This window comes from Actinoplanes nipponensis (assembly GCF_016862275.1).
GTDB classification, from domain to species: Bacteria; Actinomycetota; Actinomycetes; order Mycobacteriales; family Micromonosporaceae; genus Actinoplanes; species Actinoplanes nipponensis.
Window position 1 is genome coordinate 1 of the sequence record NZ_BOMQ01000085.1, and the last position, 17,972, is coordinate 17,972.

The window sequence follows — 17,972 nt, forward strand, 5'->3', positions numbered from 1 at the left end:
AGGTCTTCCAGGCCCTGTCAACCGGTATCTCCCGGTTCGTGCCGTTCGTCCCTAGCGCACCCTTCGTCCCGGGCTCGGGGCTCCGCTGCGCAGGGCAGCGTTGCTACGATCCCGAAGTTCGAAGGATTTGGCAGGACGGCCGGTAGCTGAACTCCCTGACCGGTGTCGCTTGGTCAGTTCGTCTTGCTTGCCTCGCCCGTTTCCCTGCCGGCTCGCAAAACATTACTCGCTCGTTTCCTGGGCTCCAAATCGGCCCCCCGTGTCCCGCGCCACAACGCGGTGACCTGCGAGAACGGGATCAGGGCGTGGCGATGCTCAGCACTCCGTCACAGATGCGGGTACGCAGCGTGGGCTGATCCCCGCCGGCCGGCCCGTGCACGACGAGCCCGTCCTTGAGGCGGAACGTGCTGCCGTGCCAGGGGCAGACCACGCAGGCCTCCTCGCCGGAGCCCACCACGTCGCCCTCGCCCAGGGGTCCGCCCTGGTGACCACAGCGCTCCACCATGGCGGTGACCTCGTTGCCCAGGCGGTACAGCAGAACCCTGACGTCGCCGATCGTGCGTACCGTCGGTTTGCCCTCGGGCAGCGCGGCGACCTCGCCGACCTCGGCCCAGTCCTCGGGCAGGCGCAGCACCTCGGAGGAACCGTGGTTCATCTGGGCACCCTGCTGGTACGAGAGATGCCCGCCCAGGTACGCCCCGGCGCCGGCGATGCTCAGGCCGGCGTACCCCAGGATCTTGCCCAAGCCCCGCCGCCCGGACAGGCGCGCCGCGAGCGACCCGGCATAAAGGCCCAGGGCCACCGTGTTGGCCGTCGCGTGCACCAGGCCGACCCGGCGCTGGTCGCGCGACAGGGACGACCAGTCCACGAAGCCGGCGGCGATCGCCGGGGTGGCGCCGGCCGTGCCCACGGCGATCAACGTCGTAGCCGCCCTGTCCTGCCCCGGCAGGGCGTCGAGGACGGCGGCGCTCATGAAGGCGCCGACCGGGAGCTGCACGAGCACGGGGTGCAGCGGATGGCCGAGCCAGGTGCCGTGCAGCAGGTCGCGGAGCCGCCGGGACTTGATCACGCTCTGCACGACGCCCTGGAGGCGGTCGCTGACGGCGTCCAGCGCCGATGCCTGTTCCAGCCGGGAGATCGTCTGCCGCACCATGTCGTCCTGGTTACCCCGGCACAGGTGAACAAACCTGCTTGAGGGCACCGGCTATCGGGTACCTTTCCAGCCCCGGCCTCAGGAGGAAGCATGGTCGCCACGACACCGGTGGATCGGCTCACCCCTGGCGACCACGCCTGCCTGACCTTCACCGATCCCGAGGAACGGCTCGACATCCTGGCCGCCTTCGTCGCCGCCGGGCAGGCCCGGAACGAGCGGATCATCTGCTTCACCGACGCCCCCGACGCCGACGGGCTGCGCGCCGAGCTGCTGGACCGGGGGCTGGAGGCGGGCGGCGAGCTCACCGTGGCGGGCAGCGACCGGCTCTGGGGCAGCGGCACCGGCCCGGACGCCGGGACCATGGTGGAGCTGCTCGCCCGCGAGCTGGCCCAGGCCGACCGGGACGGCCGGGCCGGCCTGCGGATCACCGCGGACATGTGCTGGGCCGCGCGGCCGCAGGCGAACGCCGAGCAGCTGCTGGTCTTCGAGTCGGAGGTGGGCCGGCTCTTCGCCGCGGGACGGCTGACCGCGATCTGCCAGTACGACCGGGAGAGCTTCGACCCGGTCACGCTCGCCTACGCCGCCCGGGTCCACCCGCGAACCGTGGCGGCAACCGTCTACCACGAGGACCCGGTGCTGCGGATCTGCCGGCAGCACGTGCCGCCGGGGGTACGGGTGGCCGGCGAGCTCGACTACGCGCGGGCCGACGTGCTGAGCGACGCCCTCGCCGAGGCCGTCCGGCTGGACCACGACGTGCATCTCAACCTGAACCACCTGCGCTTCATCGACGCCGGCGCGGCCGCGGTGATCCTGCGGACCGCGGCCCACCTGCCGGAGTCGCGCCGGATGATCGTGGTCTGCCCGGAGCCCATCGAACGCACGTTGACGGTCGCCGGCGCGGCCGAGGTGCCGACGCTGCGAATGCTGGTGCGCAATGGCGAACGGTGAGCGCACCGGCACCTCCATCGGGCCCCGGCCGGCTGACCAGCCGTCCCGGCCCGCCCCCGAGGCGGCGCCCCGGAAAGACCCGGAGGTCCTGCTCGAGCAGGGCTTCGACGAGGACAGCTTGTACGGCGTTCGGGCCGCCGTCGCCGCGCATGTCGCGACCGTGGCGGGCGAGCGGACCGTCGACACCCTGGTGCTGATCGCCCACGAGCTGGCCAGCAACGCCGTGCGGCACGGCGGCGGCGCCGGGCGGCTGCGGCTCTGGCTGGCCGACGGTGCCCTGCACTGCCAGGTCAGCGACGGCGGCGCCGGGCTGGAGGACCCCGAACTCGCCGGCCAGTGCCTGCCCGCACCGTCGTTGCCCGGCGGACGGGGCCTGTGGATCGCCCGCCAACTCTCCGACCTGCGCATCGACGCCTCCGCCGGCGGCACCACCATCACGTCGACAGTGCTTCTCTAGAGCGATCGCAGGGCGTCACCGATCGCCCGGTGGAACGTCGGATAGGCCCAGATCGTCGCCTGCAGCGTGGCCACCGGAACCTCCGCCTTGACCGCGACGCTCAGCGCTCCAAGCATCTCGCCCCCGGACGGGCCGGCGGACGTCGCGCCCACCAGCACGCCCCGCGACCGGTCGACGACGAGCTTGATGAACCCCTCGTTGCCGGGGCCGTGCACGAAGCCGCGCGACGACGACGGCAGGCTCGAGAAGCCGATCTGCACGTCCAGGCCCTGGTCGCGGGCCTGGCGCTCGGTCAGCCCGACGGCGCCGATCTCCGGGTCGGTGAAGGTGACGCGGGGCTTGGCGTGATAGTCGGCTCCGGGGCCGCCCTGGCCGAGGATGTCGCGCACGGCGACGTCGGCCTCGTACATCGCCATGTGGGTGAAGGCGCCGTTGCCCGTCACGTCGCCGACCGCCCAGACGCCCTCGGCCACGCGCATCCGGTCGTCGGTGGTCAGGAAGCGGGCGGAGGGGTCGAGCCCGATCGTCTCCAGGCCCAGGCCGGCGAGGCGGGCGGCGCGGCCGGTGGCGACCAGCAGCCGCTCGCCGGTGAGCGTCGAGCCGTCGGACAGCCGTACCGTGAAGCCGCCCTCGGCCTGGGTGACGTGCTCCGCGCGTACCCCGGTCAGGGTTTTGACGCCGTCGGCGGCCAAGGCCGCGGCCGCCGTCTCGGAGGACTCGGGCTCCTCCATCGCGAGCAGTCGATCGCTGCCCTCGACGACCGTGACCTGCACGCCGAAGCGGGCCATGACCTGCGCGAGCTCGAGGCCGATGGCGCCCCCGCCGAGCACCAGCAGGGTTTCCGGCAGGGTCTCGGCCTCGACGGCCTCGCGGTTCGTCCAGTACGGCGTGCCGGCCAGCCCGTCGATCGGCGGGATCACCGCCGTCGTGCCCGTGGCGACGACGATGCCGCGGCCCGCCACCCACTCCTGCTCGCCGACCCGCACCCGGCCCGGCCCCGTGACGGTGGCCCGGCCCCGCACGAACTGGCCGCCGTGCCCGGTGAAGCGGTCGACGGCGACCTTGTCGTCCCAGGTGTCGGTGGCCTGCTCGCGGATCCGGCGGGCGACCGGCGCCCAGTCGGGCTGCACCTGGGCCGCACCGGCCAGCCCGGGGATCCGGCGGGCCTCGGCGAGCGCGTTGCCGGCGCGGATCATCATCTTGGTCGGGATGCACCCCCAGTAGGGACACTCGCCGCCGACCAGGGTGTGCTCGACGCCGACGACGGAGAGGCCGGCCTGCGCGAGCCGCCCCGCGACCTCCTCGCCGCCGACCCCCAGGCCGACGACCACCACGTCCACTTGCTGTGCTTCGCCCATGGGCACCAGCTTTCCACCATCTGCGGGTACCGTGCGCCCATGTCAGCGGACCGTAATATCGACGGCTTCGTCGCGCCCGGCTACGAACCGGTCCGGGACGCCTTCGCGGCGCAGCCCCGCGGCGGATCGGCCCTGGCGGTGCACCGCCACGGCGAGCCGGTCGTGGATCTGCGCGAGGGCTGGGCCGATGCCGCGCGCACCCGGCCCTGGGGGGCGGACACCCTGGTCAACGTCTATTCGGTCGGCAAGCCGGTGGTCGCGCTGGCCGTGCTGCTGCTGGTCGATCGCGGCCTGATCGCGTTGGACGATCCGATCGCGCGGCACTGGCCCGGGTTCCGGACCGAAGCCTCCGTGCGCCAGCTGCTCACGCACACGGCCGGGCTGCCGTTCTTCCCGGTGCCGCGGGATGCCGCCGCGTGGAGCGACTGGGATCTGCTGTGCGCGGACCTGGCCGCGGCCGCGCCCGAGTGGCCGCCCGGCACGGTGGCCGCGGAGCACGCCCTGACCTATGGGCATCTGACCGGCGAGCTGGTGCGCCGCGTCGACGGCCGGTCACCGGAGCGCTTCGTGGCCGAGGAGATCGCCCGGCCGTGGCGGCTCGACCTGGGCTTCGGCACGACCGAGCCGCACCGGTGCGCCGACCTCGAGTTCGACGGGCCGGACCGGGCCGCCGAGCTGCTCGGCGCACCCGGCTCGGTGCACGCGCGGGCCGTCTCGAACCCGCACGGGGCGCGGGACCTCGCGGTCCTCAACAGCGATCTGTGGCGCCGGGCGGTCATCCCGGCGGTGAACCTGCACGCCACGGCGGACGCGCTGGCCCGCTTCTATTCCGGCCTGCTGGCCGGAGGCGTCCTCGACGGGCGCCGGCTGCTCAGCGCGGCGCTCGTGACCGACCTCGGGTCCGCGCACTTCTCCGGCCCGGACCTGTTCCTCGGCCGGGACACCACCTGGGGACTCGGCGTGCAGCTGGAACCGGACGGGACCTGGGGCATGGGCGGCCTGGGGGGCAACGCGGCGTGGGCCGACCCGGCGACCGGCCACACCATCGGGTACGTCACCCGCCGGATCGGCGACTTCGCCCGGGTCGAGGCCATCGACGGGGCTATTTCCTCGGTACGACTTCTCACCTGACCCCTGGCCCCGCCGATTCTGTTCCCTCGCGGAACGGAAAACACCACGGCAAAGGGGGCGGGTCATGAGGGGGCGATGGCAAGTTGGGCTGGTGTCGGCCATCCTCATGGCCGGCGCCACGGCGTTGCCCGTGGCTTCGTCGGCGGGCAGCGCGGGCCTGACCGCGGCGCCGGTCAACACCCGGGCCATGTGGCTGTGGGGCGCCGATCCGGCCGCCGAGGTGATCACCTGGGCCGTTCAGCAGAACGTCTCCGAGATCTTCGTCTACGTTGCACCCTCGGTGCTCACCGACGGCGGGCTGGGCCGGCTCCAGGAGCTGAAGGAACGGGCGGTCGCCCGGCGGATCAAGCTGCGCGCGCTCGGCGGGGAGACGGGCTGGGTGACCAACCACGCCGCGGCGCTGGCCTGGCAGCGGACCGTCGTGTCGACCGGCCTCTTCGACGGGATCCATCTGGATGTCGAGCCGTACCTGACCGACGGCTGGACCACGGACCTGCCGGCGACCGAGGCGGCGTACCTGAAGCTGCTGGACCGGATGCGCGGCGCGAGCACGTTGCCGCTGGAGGCCGACGTGCCGTTCTGGTTCGGGCAGTACCGGGTCGGCCGCAAGAACCTGGCCGACGAGGTGCTGCGGCGGGTCAACGGGGTCACGGTGATGAGCTACCGGGACACCGCGACCGGCCCGAACTCCCTGCTCGACGTGAGCAGCGACTGGCTGGCCCGGGGCAAGGCGGCGGGCAAGCGGGTGCGGCTGGCGGCCGAGACGGGCCCGCTGGCGGACTGCTCGTACTGCACGTTCCACGAGGAGGGCATGGCCGCGCTGACGCTCGAACTGGCCAAGGTGGACGCGGCGACGCGACAGACGGCGGCCTTCGGCGGCATCGCCGTCCATCACTACGGCACCTGGCGATCGCTGCCGGCCTGACTCTCCCAGCCGGCCGTGAGGTTTCCGGTGCGGCGCGGCGGGCAGTTTGTCGCGGGTCCTGCCGGCCTTCAACGGACGAACGCAACGGGTCGGCAGGACCCGCTTCCACATCCCGCCCGGCGAACCGGACGGGAAACCCACGGGCCCGGTCAAGGCCGCAACCACACCGCCTCGTCACGGTGCGATTCCAGCGGACCGGGATAGTCGAGACCTGAGCGAACCGTATCCGGTAGCCGCCAGGGCTGATGCACGGCTTTTCCGGGCACCGAAGCCAGCTCGGGTACGTACCGCCGAACGTACACGCCGTCCGGATCGAAACGCTCCGCCTGCCGGATCGGGTTGAACCGGCGGTAGGGCTTCGTGTCGTTCCCGGTGCCGGCCACCCACTGCCAGTTACCCGAATTGTTCGGCACATCACCGTCGATCAGCCAGCGGAAGAACCAGCGCACCCCGGGCCGCCAGTCCACCCCGAGATGCTTGGTCAGGAACGACGCGGTGATCAGCCGGGCCCGGTTGTGCATCCAGCCCTCGGCGCGCAGCTGGCGCATGCCGGCGTCGACCACGGGCACCCCGGTCGTGCCCTCCTGCCAGTGCCGCAGCGCCTCCGGGTCGGCGCGCCACTCGCCGTCGCCCGCCCGGCGGTAGGCCTCGGTCGAGATCGCCGGGAACGCCGCCGTGACCTGGTAGTAGAAGTCGCGCCAGCCGAGCTGGCGGACGAAGGCGGCCGGCCCCGGGCCGTCCAGCGCCCGCACCGCGGTCGCCACGGCCAACGGCGACACACAACCAAAACGGAGGTACGCGCTCAGCCGCGAGGTGCCGTCGGCCGGCATGTCGTTGTGCAAATCGTCGTACGGCCCGACGTGCCGCAGCCACGTCGTCAGCCGGCGCCGGCCCTCCGTCTCGCCACCCGCGGCCGCCGCAGGCGACTCCCCCGCCGGCGCTTCGGGCAGCTCGCCCGGGCTGACCTCGGGCGGCAGCACGACGCGCGCGGGGGTCGCCACCTCGTCGCGCCACTTGGCCGATTCCCACGCCCGGTAGTACGGCGAGAAGACCTTGTAATGGTCGGCGCCGCCGCCCGGGCGGACCTCGCCCGGCGGCACGACGGTGGTGCCGGGGAACAGCCGCAGAGAGATGCGGTGCTGTTCGCACTCCTGCTCGAGGCGCTGCTGCCGGCGCCGCGCGTAGCCGCTCACGTCGGCGCTCAGCGCTATGCCCTCGGCGCCGACCTCGGTGGCCAGCTTGATCGCCTCGGCGACCGGATCACCCGTGCGGATGACCAGGTCGCCGCCCAGCCGCCGCAGCGTCTCGCGCAGGTCGGCCAGGCTCTGGTGCAGGAACCGGGCGCGGTTGGCCGAGAGCCGCTGCAGGTGCGGGTCGAGGACGAAGAGCGGGACGACCTGCTCCGCGTTGGCGCAGGCGGCGGCCAGGGCCGGATGGTCGTGCACCCGCAGGTCGCGGGTGAACAGCACGATGGCGGTGTGCATGTCAGCTCCGCGCGAAGGCGGTCGCTGGGGTGCCCGGGCGGGTCAGCAGCGACCGGGCCACCACCGCGGCGCGACGCTGGTTGGGCACGGTCGCGCGCCGGGTGAAGACGTCGTAGTCCTCGGCGGCCACCTCGTCCAGGATGCCGCCGTACAGCTCGTAGGCCGTGCGCATGCACGCCTGGGAGCCGGGCAGCAGCAGCGGGATGCCGGGCGCGGCGGCCGCATAGTGCTCGTCGGCCCGGGCGACCTCGGCGCGGATCAGGGCCTTGATCTGCGGGGTGGACCGGCCGGCGGCGCGCGCCGCGAACAGATCGGCGCGGGTCACGCCGAACTCGGCCAGGTGGGAATCCGGCAGGTAGGTGCGGCCGCGGTCCAGATCCTCGGCCACGTCGCGGATGAAGTTGGTGAGCTGGAAGGCGAAACCGAGCTGGCGGGCCGGCTCACGGGCAGCGGCCGGGTCGGTCGAGCCGAGGATCGGCAGCATCATCGTGCCGATGACCGCGGCGGAGCCCTCCATGTAGTCGAGCAGGTCGTCGTAGGTGGCGTACGAGGTGACGGTCAGGTCCATCGCCATGCTGCGCAGAAACGACGCGAAGTCGGCGCGGTCCAGGTCGAAGACCGCGATGGTGTGCAGCACCGCCGGCAGCAGCGGGTCGTCGGTGGGCGCCCCGGCCAGGCCGGCCACGAACTCCTCGGACCAGGCGGTGAGACGCGCGGCACGCTGGGCGGGCGGGAGGTCCTCCGTACGGTCCACGATCTCATCGGCATATCGGGTGAACCCGTACAGAGCATGCACATGGCGACGCTTCCACCGCGGCAGCAGCCGAGTTGCGAGATAGTAGGTGCGGCCATGCCGTTTGTGCAGCTCACGGCACTTTTCGTAGGCCGCTGCCAGATCGACCTCCACGGGCCCTCCCAATTAAATCGACGCAACAATCGACGCAACTCGCAGCCTACGGTACTGTCGCCTTCGTGGCCAACGACATCCTCGAGGGAAGCCCCCGTATCGGGATACCTCGCCAGACCGTCCTCGCGGACGGATTGACGACGGCTGTCGAGGGCACTCTGGCCGAGTTCCTCAGCGGCCAGACCGCCGCGCTGGACGATCTCGACCCGGCGCTCGGCCGCTTCGCCCGCACGACACGGGATCTCGTGCTGGCCGGCGGCAAGAGGCTGCGCCCGACGTTCGCCTACTGGGGGTGGCGCGGCGTCGTGGCCGCGCGAGAGCCCGTCGAGCCGGTGCTGCCGGCCCTCGCCGCGCTCGAGCTGATGCACACCTTCGCGCTCGTCCACGACGACGTGATGGACGACTCGGCCACCCGGCGCGGCGGGCCCACCGCGCACCGCATCTTCGCGGCCCAGCACAGCAACGCCGGCCGGCGCGGCGACCCGGACCGCTTCGGCACCACGTCGGCGATCCTCGTCGGCGATCTCTGCCTGGTCTGGGCCGACCAGCTGCTGGCCCGGGCGGCGGTCTCCACCGCGACGCTGTTCGCGGTGCGGGCCTGCTACGACCGCATGCGGATCGAGGCTGTCGCGGGGCAGTATCTCGACGTGCTGGGCGAGACCGAGCCCGGCGCCTGGTCCGTCGACCGCGCCCTGCTCGTGGCCCGGCACAAGACGGCCAGCTACACCGTGCAGCGCCCGCTGCAGTTCGGGCTCGCGTTGGCCGGTCCCGCCGAGGCGGACGTGGCGGCCGTCGACGAGGCGTACAACCGCTACGGCATCGCGGTCGGCGAGGCCTTCCAGCTGCGCGACGACCTGCTCGGGGTCTACGGCGACCCGGTGCTGACCGGCAAGCCGGCCGGCGACGACCTGCTCACCGGCAAGCCAACGACGCTGCTCATGCTCGCCCACCAGCTCGCCTCTCCCGCCCAGCGGGCCGAGCTGGCCCTGAACCCCGCCGGAGCCGTCATCCCCGCCGACGGCTCCGGCGGTCTCAACTCTCCCGCCGGGCTCGCCCGCCGCGCCGAGGTCATCGCCGAGACCGGCGCGGTCGCGCGGGTCGAGGCGCTGATCCAGCAGCGGGTGGCGGAGGGCATCGAAGCATTGGCGGGCGCGCCGATCCACGACGACGCCCGCGAGGCTCTGACCAGCCTGGCAGCCTCGGCGAGCCATCGCCGGGCATGATGGACTTTTGACCCCCTGGAGCTGTTGACGTGCGAAAAGTGACCGGATCGACCGACCGGGTAGTCGTGGTGGGTGCGGGACTCGGCGGTCTCGCCTGCGCGCTGCACCTCGCAGCGGCCGGGCGGCAGGTGACCGTCGTGGAACGGGAGGCGGTGCCGGGCGGCCGGGCGGGCCGGCTCTCGATCGACGGGTACGACTTCGACACCGGCCCGACGGTGCTGACGATGCCCGAGCTGATCGCCGAGCCGCTCGCCGCCGTCGGGGAGAAGCTCTCCGACTGGCTCGAGCTGACCCCGCTGAACCCGGCGTACCGCGCCTTCTACCCCGACGGTTCCACGCTCGACGTCAAGACGGACACCGTGCAGATGGCCGCCGAGATCTCCCGCGTCTGCGGGCCCCGGGAGGCGGACGGCTACCTGCGCTTCGTGGACTTCGCCCGGGAGCTGTGGCGGCTGGAGCGCAACAACTTCATCGACCGCAACCTGGACACCCCGCTCGACCTGATGAACTCCAGCCTGCTGAAGCTGCTCGGCATGGGCGGTTTCCGGCGGCTCCAGCCGAAGATCAACCAGTACTTCAACGACCCGCGGACCCAGCGCATCTTCTCCTTCCAGGCCATGTACGCCGGCCTGGCGCCGCACGACGCGCTCGCCATCTACGCCGTCATCGCGTACCTCGACTCGGTGGCCGGCGTGTTCTTCCCGCGCGGCGGCATGCACGCGGTTCCCAAGGCGATGGCCGGCGCCGCCGAGAAGCACGGCGTCCAGTTCCGCTACGAGACGACGGTGACCCGTGTCGAGACCGCGAACGGCCGGGCGACCGGGGTGATCACCGACAGCGGCGAACGCATCCCGGCCGACGTCGTGGTGCTCAACCCCGACCTGCCGGTGGCCTACCGCGACCTGCTGCCGGAGTCCCGCCGCCGCCGCAAGCTGACGTACTCGCCGTCCTGCGTCGTGCTGCACATCGGGTCGAGCAGCAGCTATTCGAAGATCGCCCACCACAACATCCACTTCGGGGCCGCCTGGAAGGGCACGTTCGACGAGGTGATCCACCGGGGTCTGCTGATGAGTGACCCCTCGCTGCTGGTCACCAACCCGAGCCACAGCGACCCGAGCGTGGCCCCGGCCGGCCGGCAGACCTACTACGTGCTCGCGCCGACGCCGAACCTCGACGCCGCGCCGCTGGACTGGACGGGCGGTCTCGGCCGCCGCTACGCCGACGAGATCGCCGGCGTGTTGGAGCAGCGCGGCTACGTGGGCTTCCGCGACGGCATCGAGGTGGAACGCATCATCACGCCGGATGACTGGGCAGCGCAGGGCATGGCCGCCGGCACCCCGTTCGCGTCGTCCCACACCTTCACGCAGACCGGGCCTTTCCGCCCGAGTAACCTCCACCCGACTCTGCCCAACGTGGTCTTCACGGGCTCCGGCACCCAGCCGGGCGTGGGCGTGCCGATGGTGTTGATCTCCGGCAAGCTCGCCGCCACCCGGATCACCGGAACGGCGAAGGATCTGGTGGGGAGGGCTCTGTGACGACGTCCCGCGAAACGCACCTCGTCGAGCTGGTCGACCCCGAGGGAGCGCCGGCCGGCTCGGCCACGGTCAGCGACGCGCACCGCGCACCTGGCCAGCTGCACCGGGCCTTCTCGGTGTTCCTGCGCGACCCGTCGGGCCGGGTGCTGCTCCAGCAGCGGGCCGCGGTGAAGACCCGCTTCCCGCTGCGCTGGGCGAACACCTGCTGCGGTCATCCCCGGCCGGGTGAGACGCCGGCGACAGCGGCCGCCCGCCGGCTGGTCGAGGAGGTCGGCGTCGAGGACGTGGCGCTGATCGAGGTCGGCGTGTACTCGTACTACGCCGAGGACCCGACCACCGGGCTGGTCGAGTACGAGTACGACCACGTGCTGCTCGGCGACGTGCCCGCCGACACCCGGCTGCTGGTCGACCCGGACGAGGTGGCGGAGGTGCGCTGGACGTCCGTCGACGAACTGAGCGCGGGGCTGCGGGAGGATCTGCGGTCGTACGCGCCCTGGCTGCCCGGCGTCACCGAGCGCCTGATCCGGCACCTGGCCCTCGGGCCCCAGACCACCGCCGCGGATGTCCCGCGGTCCGCCGACGACGCACCGGAGCGGTCGGGTGGCCGATGAGGCCCTGACGGCCGGGGCGGTTGCCCGCCGTCTGGGCGTCGCCGTGACCACCTTGCGCACCTGGCACCAGCGGTACGGGCTGGGCCCGAGCCACCACGTGCCGGGCCAGCACCGGCGTTACACACCCGAGGACATGGACCGCCTGCAGGTGATGCGCAGGCTGACCGCGCAGGGTGTGGCACCGGCCGAGGCGGCTGCCTGGGCGCGCCGGGTTCCTGTGCCGATCGACGTTTCCACGCCGGTTCCTCCGGCGGGAGCGCCGGGAGTGGTCGGTCGCGGAGCTGAAAGGGCTCAGCGGGTGGGCGGCGGGGAGGATGAGCCAGCCTCCCCTTCTGCGGAGCGAGTTGCTTCGGAGACGGTTTCCGGGCGGTCGCCGGGGGCCGCGGGGTCGCCGGGATCCCTTGGCTCGTCGGAAACCGCTGCCTTGTCGGGATCGGCTGGCTCTGCCGGCTCGTCGGGATCCACGGACCATGCGGATCGGGCCGTGGGAGGGTCGACCGGTCTTGACCCGTCTGCCGAACGCCCCAGTGAGCGGGAGCTTGGCCGGCCCCGCAGGCCCGATGGGCACTCGGTGCGGAACTGGGATGACTCGGCCGCGCCTGGCCCGGCCCAGGGACGGGCCTGGGCGTCCACCGAACACGACGTCGCCGCGGATCTTGGAGATCTCGGACGCGCGACGCTCGGGCGACAGGGGCCCGACGAGGCCCTCGGACAAGACGCGACCTTCGGAGAACACGGACACGACGCGGTCCTCGGTGACCGCGGACACAACGCCGTCGTCGGAGGTAACGGAAACGACGCAGCCCTCGGAAGACACGGACACGACGCGGTCCTCGGTGGGCACGCTCGGCCGGATCAAAGCGGGCGCGGTTCAGGCGATCAAGGCGGAAACGCTCCGGGCGATGGACGCCGCAGCGACCGAGCCGGCGTTGCAACCGACCAAGCCGGCGCCGCCACTGCGGAACCGGGAGCGAGGCACGGTGGGCGCGGACGCGTCGACCAGCCCGCAACGTCCACCGGCCACGCCTCCAACGGGGAAGGCGCCCACGAGCCAGGACCCGGATGGCCGCCCCACGACGAGCGGCCGCCCCGGGGCCGAAAAGCCGACCTGCCGTCACCCGCGCGAGCCGCCGGGGATGACGACCATGGATCGCCCACGGCCCGCACCCAGCGCACTCCGGCCACCGCGCACTCCCGCCCGCCGCACGATCTGCCGTGGCACGAGCCGGACGGCGCAGAGCTCGGCCTGGACGAATCGGTGCTGCCGCCGGCCATCGACGACCATCCCGGCGCCGATCCCCTCGACCTGATCGAGCGGATGGGGCAGCGGCCGGCCGCCGATCAGCCCGGTTCCGGATCCCGGGCGCTCGATGGCGCCCCGGGGACTCCTCGCCCGTCCGACGACGTCTTCTTGAGGGTGGGCAAGCGACCGCCGACCCTCGACGCGGCGTGGCCCGAACAGCAGGGACCGATGTTCGTCGCCCGGGACGGCGGGGGGCATGCCATCCGTACCGGTCGGGCCGGCCCCGCCGCCCGGGGCCTGGCCCGGGCCGCCATGCGTCTCGACGGTCCCGCCCTGCGCGACATCCTCGAGATGACCGTCACCGACCGGGGCGTCGTCGCGGCCTGGGAGGAAGTGATCATGCCGGTGCTGATCGGTGTGGGCGAGCGCTACGCGGCGACCAAGCGCTACATCGAGGTCGAGCACCTCCTCTCCCGGGGCATCACCGAGGTGCTCGGTTCGGTCAGCCGACCACCGAGCAGCCAGATCCCCCGGGTTCTGCTGGCCGCCGCCGACGAGGAGCAGCACACCCTGCCCCTGGAAGCGCTCGCCGCCGCGCTGGCTCAGGCGGGGGTGTCGAGCAGGCTGCTGGGCCCCCGAGTGCCCGCACGGGCCGTCGCGGACGCCATCGCACGGACCGGGCCGGCCGTGCTGGTGCTGTGGTCGCAGCTGCCCGGCAGCGCCGATCCCGCCCAGTGGACGCACGTGCTCTCCGGTAAGCACCGACCCCTGTTGGCCGCGGCAGCCGGCCCGGGCTGGCTGCCTGATCAACTTCCCGACGGCGTCACGCTGATCGGCAGTCTCCCGGACGCGGTCCGGCTGGTCTCGGCGGCCGCCGTCCCCGCGGACTGGTCGCATTAGTGCAGGTCAGAGGTTTTCCGCCGGCCGCGGGCATACCGGTTTGGAGCTGGGGCAGGCGATCACGTATGCTTTCCAAGCCCCAGCGGGGCCGGTTGGGGCCCACGCCGCCGGAGTTGGAAATATGCAATGATGGCGGGGTTGCCCTCATCGTCTAGTGGCCCAGGACGCCGCCCTTTCAAGGCGGTAGCACGGGTTCGAATCCCGTTGGGGGTACGAACCGACCTCGGTCGGGGTAGTGGTAAGAAGTACGTAGCAAGAGCAAGGTCCTGTGGAGCAGTTGGAGTGCTCGCCGCCCTGTCAAGGCGGAGGTCGCGGGTTCAAGTCCCGTCAGGACCGCAACAAGCCGAGTCCGCGTGAACGACAGCGCGGCAAGGCCAGGTAGCTCAGTTGGTACGAGCGTCCGACTGAAAATCGGAAGGTCGGCGGTTCGACCCCGCCCCTGGCCACTCAAGCCTCTCGCCGGGCTTTGAGCATCGCCCACCTGCGGAAACGCACGGTGGGCGTTTTGCTGTCCGGCCAGAACCGGCCACCTCACGCCGGCGCTGTTGACCGCCTTCTGTCGCTGCTTGCCGCACGCGGATCGCCCGCCGCGGTTGTGCTCGCTCCCTACGCTCGGGCAATGGAAGTAGTCATCGTGATCGCGGTGCTCGCACTCATCGCAGTCGCGCTTGGCGTGGCCCGAGACAGGGGTCTGTCCCGACGCATCGGCCGAGAGGTCCGCAAGGACGACGGCGACGACAGCTGAGCCGGGCCGGCCAGTGCCCGCTGGAAGCGCTGCGTGGATCTGAGGCGGTCGCAAGGATTGAGCCAGCGCGCCGACCGGTGCCGCGCGGTGCGGTGCAATGGTCTTGGCACAGCGCTTTGTCCTCCGTCTCATGCGGCACCCTGTGCTTGACGCCGCCTTGGGTGCCCGGGACCGTTTGTTGCCGGTAGACACGCGGCGCACAGTTCAGAAATGGGACAGCATTCGAGGCGCCAATCCTCGCGAGCCGCGAGACGCCTTCACGGACCGGTCAAGGCCGCGCCCGGTGGCGGCACGCCGGAACAAGTCACAAGAGACACGCCGAAGAGGGCTTCACGGCGCAGGGTAGGCGAGCTACGGTGGCTCTAAGCGCTGAACCGTTGCTTATGCGCGGTGTAGGCACTTTCCGCCCCCCGGTACGCCGGGGGGCCTTTAATTTTTGCGGACAACGATCCCCGGGGTTCCGCCCTTCAGATAGTTCGTTTCCGTCCTGATGGCGTTACCGATCTGTGCCCACATGGTGCGAGGACATACTGCTGCCACACTTGCGCCGGGCGGGATGGTGTCGCGAAACGCCGCGTAGGCGACGAGGTCGGCCAGCTGGATGAAGTGAGAGTGTTCCGAGCGGCGAGAGACTGGATCGTCGACCAACTTCCGAGCCGCGTTCGAAAGGCCGCCCGCCCCGAAGGCGCTTCCCGCGGTGAGGTGGCGGCGAGCCTTTCGCACCAGCTTGCGGATCTGGTCGTCCTCCCCTTCGTCATGCACGATCATGAACGGGCCATCTTCGTCATGGCCTGCGAACCGACTCGCACGCTCCAAACGCTGCAAGAGCGTCTCCCAGCCAAGATCGAAAACCTGTTCTGGAGCGACGCTCCTGGCTCGCTTATCAATCACGATGCCGAAAGCCTTGGTCTTGAGGTTGTCCAGTTCGCGCAGGTGAGCCCGAAAGATCAGCCTGCGCACCGCGGGGGCCAGGCCCAGGTCCCGGATGGTCCCGCCACCACGCAGTAGATGACTTGCCTTGATCTCGGCTCTCATCGGCACGCCGAACTTGTCCCTGATCCGTTGCCGGAAGGCCTGCAGCGCGTCGAAAGACGCCGGCCAGTCTCGCGAACGAATCAGCAGACACCCCAACGCGTACGCCGCGGACCCACCCTGCGTGATTCGACCTGTATTCCCGGATTCGTCGACATAGGCAATGAGCACCGGAGCTTCCTCACGTGTGTCAGCACAGTAATCACATATATACCCTCTGTTACCCCTGGTCGGATAGTCACGCAGCTCAATGCGACAGCTACAAGCCGTTGGCTCCGGAAAGAGGCACTTGACCAGGCCCGCCAAGGCTTGACCGGGCAGCGGACATGCACTCTGATGGATGCCACTGTGGATCGGAGGGGCCCACACCGATGCTGCGTTCGCCCGGCCTGCTCACCCTGGCGCGCCTGCGCCGCGACCGTCCGGCGATGGTCAGCGGCGTGGCGGCGTTGCTGCTGGTCGGCCTGGCGGTGGCGGCCCCGGCGGTCGGGGCGGTCTACGGCGTCGGCCCCGAGGAGACCTTCGCCGGCGACCTCGACCCGTACGGCATGCCGTACGGGGTGTCGGGCGGTGTCTCGGCGAGTCACTGGTTCGGGCTGGAGCCGGGGCTCGGGCGCGACATCTTCGTCCAGGTGATCTTCGGCATGCGGACCTCGCTGGCCATCGCGGGCACGGCGGCGCTCGTCGCGACGGCGGTCGGCGCCGTGGTCGGCGGGGTCGCGGGCTATCTGGGGGGCTGGGCCGACGCGGCCATCGGTTGGCTGACCGACGTCCTGCTGGCGCTGCCGCTGCTGATCTGCGCCATCGCCCTGATCCGCCCGCTGGAGCTGCATCTCTACGGTCCGCGCGATCCGGTCCCGGGCTGGTTCCGGGCGGTGACCGTCGCCGGGCTCTTCGGCGGGCTGGGCTGGATGCCGATCGCCCGGCTGGTGCGCGGCCAGGTCATCGCCCTGCGCGAGCAGGAGTTCGTGACCGCGGCGCGGGCGAGCGGCGCCGGTGCCCGGTGGATAGTGTCGCGGGAGTTGCTGCCGCATCTGGGTGCGCCCGTGCTGACCGGCCTGTCGTTGCTGCTGCCCGCCTTCGTCGCGGGCGGCGCCGCGCTGTCGTTCCTCGGGCTGGGCGTGCTCGAGCCGACCGCGGACCTGGGCCGGATGATCTACCGCAGCCTCGGCTATCTGCAGACCGACCCGGCGTACGTGGTCTTCCCCAGCGCGGCGCTGTTCCTGCTGGTCTTCGCGTTCTCCACCTTCAACGAGGGCCTGCGCGACGCTCTCGACCCGAGGGCGCTGCGGTGAGCGGGTCGCCGGCCGCGTTCGTGCTGCGGCGGACCGGGCGGGGCCTGCTCACCCTGGCGGCGGTCAGCGTCGTGACGTTTCTGATGTTCTTCGCGGTGCCCCGCGATCCCGCGGCGGCGATGTGCCCGAAGAACTGCGACGCCGCCCGGCTGGAGCAGATCCGCGCGCAGTGGGGTCTGTCGGACCCGGTGGCCGTGCAGTACGCCCACTACGTCCGGGGCGTCGTGGCCGGCCGGGATCTCGGCCGCGCCCAGGGCGGCTACTGTCCCGCGCCCTGCCTGGGCTATTCGTACGTCAACGGGGAGCCGGTCATCGACGCCCTGGCCCGGGCGTTGCCCGTCACGATGAGCATCGTGCTGCCGGCGGCCGTGCTCTGGCTGGCCCTCGGCATCGGGTTGGGCGTCGCCGCGGCGGCCCGGCACGGATCGCCGGTGGACCGGATGATCGGCGGGTTCTCGCTGGCCGGGCTGGCGCTGCCGCTCTACCTGCTCGGCAGCATGTTCCTCCTGCTGTTCGTCTACCAGCTCGGCGTGCTGCCCTACCCGCACTACACGGCGCTCACCGAGAGCCCGCTGGCCTGGGCGAGCGGGCTCGTGCTGCCGTGGTGCACCCTGGCGCTGCTCTTCTCCGCCGGCTACATCCGGCTCACCCGGGCGCAGGTGCGCGAGGCCATGTCCGCCGATTTCGTCCGTACCGCCCTGGCCAAGGGCCTGGCCCACCGGCGGGTGGTCCGGCGGCATGCCCTGCGGCCGGCGCTCGTCCCGCTGGTGACGGCCGCCGGCCTCGACGTGGGCGCGGCGTTGGGCGGCACCGTGATCACGGAGGTCACGTTCGGCCTGTACGGGCTCGGACAGGTCACGCTCGACGCGGTCCGGGAGGACGATCTCCCGATGCTGATGGGCGCGGTGCTCGTCGCCGCGCTGGTGGTCGTCGCGGCGAACATCGTCGTCGACGGGCTCTACGCACGGATCGATCCGCGGGTGCGCGCCCGGTGAGCGGCCCCAACACCGGAACGGGAGGTAAAT

Annotated in this window: 16 protein-coding genes, 3 tRNA genes and 1 pseudogene; 15 read left to right on the forward strand and 5 right to left on the reverse strand. The window is 71.9% G+C overall.

What is annotated here, in order from left to right; translation table 11 throughout:
- Nucleotides 1-298: 298 nt before the first annotated feature.
- Nucleotides 299-1,153 carry a Rieske (2Fe-2S) protein gene (locus tag Ani05nite_RS34970; protein WP_203775564.1) on the reverse strand — a complete coding sequence of 285 codons (855 nt, stop codon included), beginning with the start codon at nt 1,151-1,153 and terminating at the stop codon, nt 299-301.
- 90 nt (nt 1,154-1,243) lie between these two features.
- On the opposite strand from Ani05nite_RS34970, the gene Ani05nite_RS34975 reads away from it, so the two are divergent.
- A complete protein-coding gene (locus tag Ani05nite_RS34975) occupies nt 1,244-2,101 on the forward strand; it encodes an MEDS domain-containing protein (RefSeq protein WP_203775566.1) in 858 nt (285 codons plus the stop codon).
- A complete protein-coding gene (locus tag Ani05nite_RS34980) occupies nt 2,088-2,558 on the forward strand; it encodes an ATP-binding protein (RefSeq protein WP_203775568.1) in 471 nt (156 codons plus the stop codon). The genes Ani05nite_RS34975 and Ani05nite_RS34980 overlap by 14 nt, the downstream gene beginning before the upstream one ends.
- Here Ani05nite_RS34980 and Ani05nite_RS34985 read toward each other — a convergent pair.
- On the reverse strand, nt 2,555-3,916 hold the full coding sequence (locus Ani05nite_RS34985) for a dihydrolipoyl dehydrogenase family protein (protein ID WP_203775569.1): 1,362 nt from the start codon (nt 3,914-3,916) through the stop codon (nt 2,555-2,557). The two genes, Ani05nite_RS34980 and Ani05nite_RS34985, sit on opposite strands and share 4 nt — an antisense overlap.
- Nucleotides 3,917-3,955: 39 nt before the next feature.
- Between Ani05nite_RS34985 and Ani05nite_RS34990 the strand changes: the two genes are divergently transcribed.
- Both Ani05nite_RS34990 and Ani05nite_RS34995 read left to right on the forward strand, forming a co-directional pair.
- The gene (locus Ani05nite_RS34990; protein ID WP_203775570.1) at nt 3,956-5,047 is read left to right on the forward strand and encodes a serine hydrolase domain-containing protein; all 1,092 of its coding nucleotides are present in this window, start codon (nt 3,956-3,958) and stop codon (nt 5,045-5,047) included.
- A gap of 91 nt (nt 5,048-5,138) precedes the next feature.
- Nucleotides 5,139-5,972, forward strand: coding sequence for a hypothetical protein (locus Ani05nite_RS34995; protein WP_203775571.1), 834 nt, complete (start codon nt 5,139-5,141; stop codon nt 5,970-5,972).
- 149 nt (nt 5,973-6,121) lie between these two features.
- Here the strand turns inward: Ani05nite_RS34995 and Ani05nite_RS35000 are convergent, their stop codons facing one another.
- Together Ani05nite_RS35000 and Ani05nite_RS35005 are read right to left on the reverse strand one after the other, a co-directional pair.
- Entirely contained in the window at nt 6,122-7,456 is a 1,335-nt protein-coding gene (locus Ani05nite_RS35000; RefSeq protein ID WP_203775572.1) for a cryptochrome/photolyase family protein, read from the reverse strand.
- A gap of 1 nt (nt 7,457) precedes the next feature.
- Complete coding sequence (locus Ani05nite_RS35005; protein WP_203775573.1) at nt 7,458-8,363, reverse strand: phytoene/squalene synthase family protein; 906 nt, start codon at nt 8,361-8,363, stop codon at nt 7,458-7,460.
- 65 nt (nt 8,364-8,428) lie between these two features.
- On the opposite strand from Ani05nite_RS35005, the gene Ani05nite_RS35010 reads away from it, so the two are divergent.
- The 9 genes and pseudogenes from Ani05nite_RS35010 (at nt 8,429) to Ani05nite_RS42000 (ending at nt 14,620) form a co-directional block, all read left to right on the forward strand.
- Nucleotides 8,429-9,586, forward strand: coding sequence for a polyprenyl synthetase family protein (locus Ani05nite_RS35010; protein WP_203775574.1), 1,158 nt, complete (start codon nt 8,429-8,431; stop codon nt 9,584-9,586).
- Nucleotides 9,587-9,615: 29 nt separating this feature from the next.
- The gene (gene crtI / locus Ani05nite_RS35015; RefSeq protein ID WP_203775576.1) at nt 9,616-11,121 is read left to right on the forward strand and encodes a phytoene desaturase family protein; all 1,506 of its coding nucleotides are present in this window, start codon (nt 9,616-9,618) and stop codon (nt 11,119-11,121) included.
- Nucleotides 11,118-11,732: an isopentenyl-diphosphate Delta-isomerase gene (gene idi / locus Ani05nite_RS35020; RefSeq protein ID WP_203775578.1), complete on the forward strand. Its 615-nt coding sequence runs from the start codon at nt 11,118-11,120 to the stop codon at nt 11,730-11,732. The genes crtI and idi overlap by 4 nt, the downstream gene beginning before the upstream one ends.
- Nucleotides 11,722-12,081: pseudogene (locus Ani05nite_RS42475) on the forward strand (MerR family transcriptional regulator); the annotation flags it as partial. The gene idi and the pseudogene Ani05nite_RS42475, both read left to right, overlap by 11 nt.
- Nucleotides 12,082-12,990: 909 nt before the next feature.
- Nucleotides 12,991-13,875 carry a B12-binding domain-containing protein gene (locus Ani05nite_RS35030; RefSeq protein ID WP_239130962.1) on the forward strand — a complete coding sequence of 295 codons (885 nt, stop codon included), beginning with the start codon at nt 12,991-12,993 and terminating at the stop codon, nt 13,873-13,875.
- Between the two features lie 140 nt (nt 13,876-14,015).
- Nucleotides 14,016-14,088, forward strand: a tRNA-Glu gene (locus Ani05nite_RS35035).
- A 49-nt stretch (nt 14,089-14,137) separates the two neighbouring features.
- A tRNA-Asp gene (locus Ani05nite_RS35040) sits at nt 14,138-14,211 on the forward strand.
- A gap of 36 nt (nt 14,212-14,247) precedes the next feature.
- Nucleotides 14,248-14,321: transfer RNA gene (locus Ani05nite_RS35045), tRNA-Phe, on the forward strand.
- Between the two features lie 173 nt (nt 14,322-14,494).
- On the forward strand, nt 14,495-14,620 hold the full coding sequence (locus Ani05nite_RS42000; protein ID WP_275410694.1) for a hypothetical protein: 126 nt from the start codon (nt 14,495-14,497) through the stop codon (nt 14,618-14,620).
- A 429-nt stretch (nt 14,621-15,049) separates the two neighbouring features.
- Here the strand turns inward: Ani05nite_RS42000 and Ani05nite_RS35050 are convergent, their stop codons facing one another.
- Nucleotides 15,050-15,823 carry a DUF3800 domain-containing protein gene (locus Ani05nite_RS35050; protein WP_203775580.1) on the reverse strand — a complete coding sequence of 258 codons (774 nt, stop codon included), beginning with the start codon at nt 15,821-15,823 and terminating at the stop codon, nt 15,050-15,052.
- 200 nt (nt 15,824-16,023) lie between these two features.
- On the opposite strand from Ani05nite_RS35050, the gene Ani05nite_RS35055 reads away from it, so the two are divergent.
- Both Ani05nite_RS35055 and Ani05nite_RS35060 read left to right on the forward strand, forming a co-directional pair.
- Complete coding sequence (locus tag Ani05nite_RS35055) at nt 16,024-16,947, forward strand: ABC transporter permease (protein ID WP_203775582.1); 924 nt, start codon at nt 16,024-16,026, stop codon at nt 16,945-16,947.
- Complete coding sequence (locus Ani05nite_RS35060; protein ID WP_239130953.1) at nt 16,944-17,942, forward strand: ABC transporter permease; 999 nt, start codon at nt 16,944-16,946, stop codon at nt 17,940-17,942. The genes Ani05nite_RS35055 and Ani05nite_RS35060 overlap by 4 nt, the downstream gene beginning before the upstream one ends.
- The last annotated feature ends 30 nt before the right edge of the window (nt 17,943-17,972 follow it).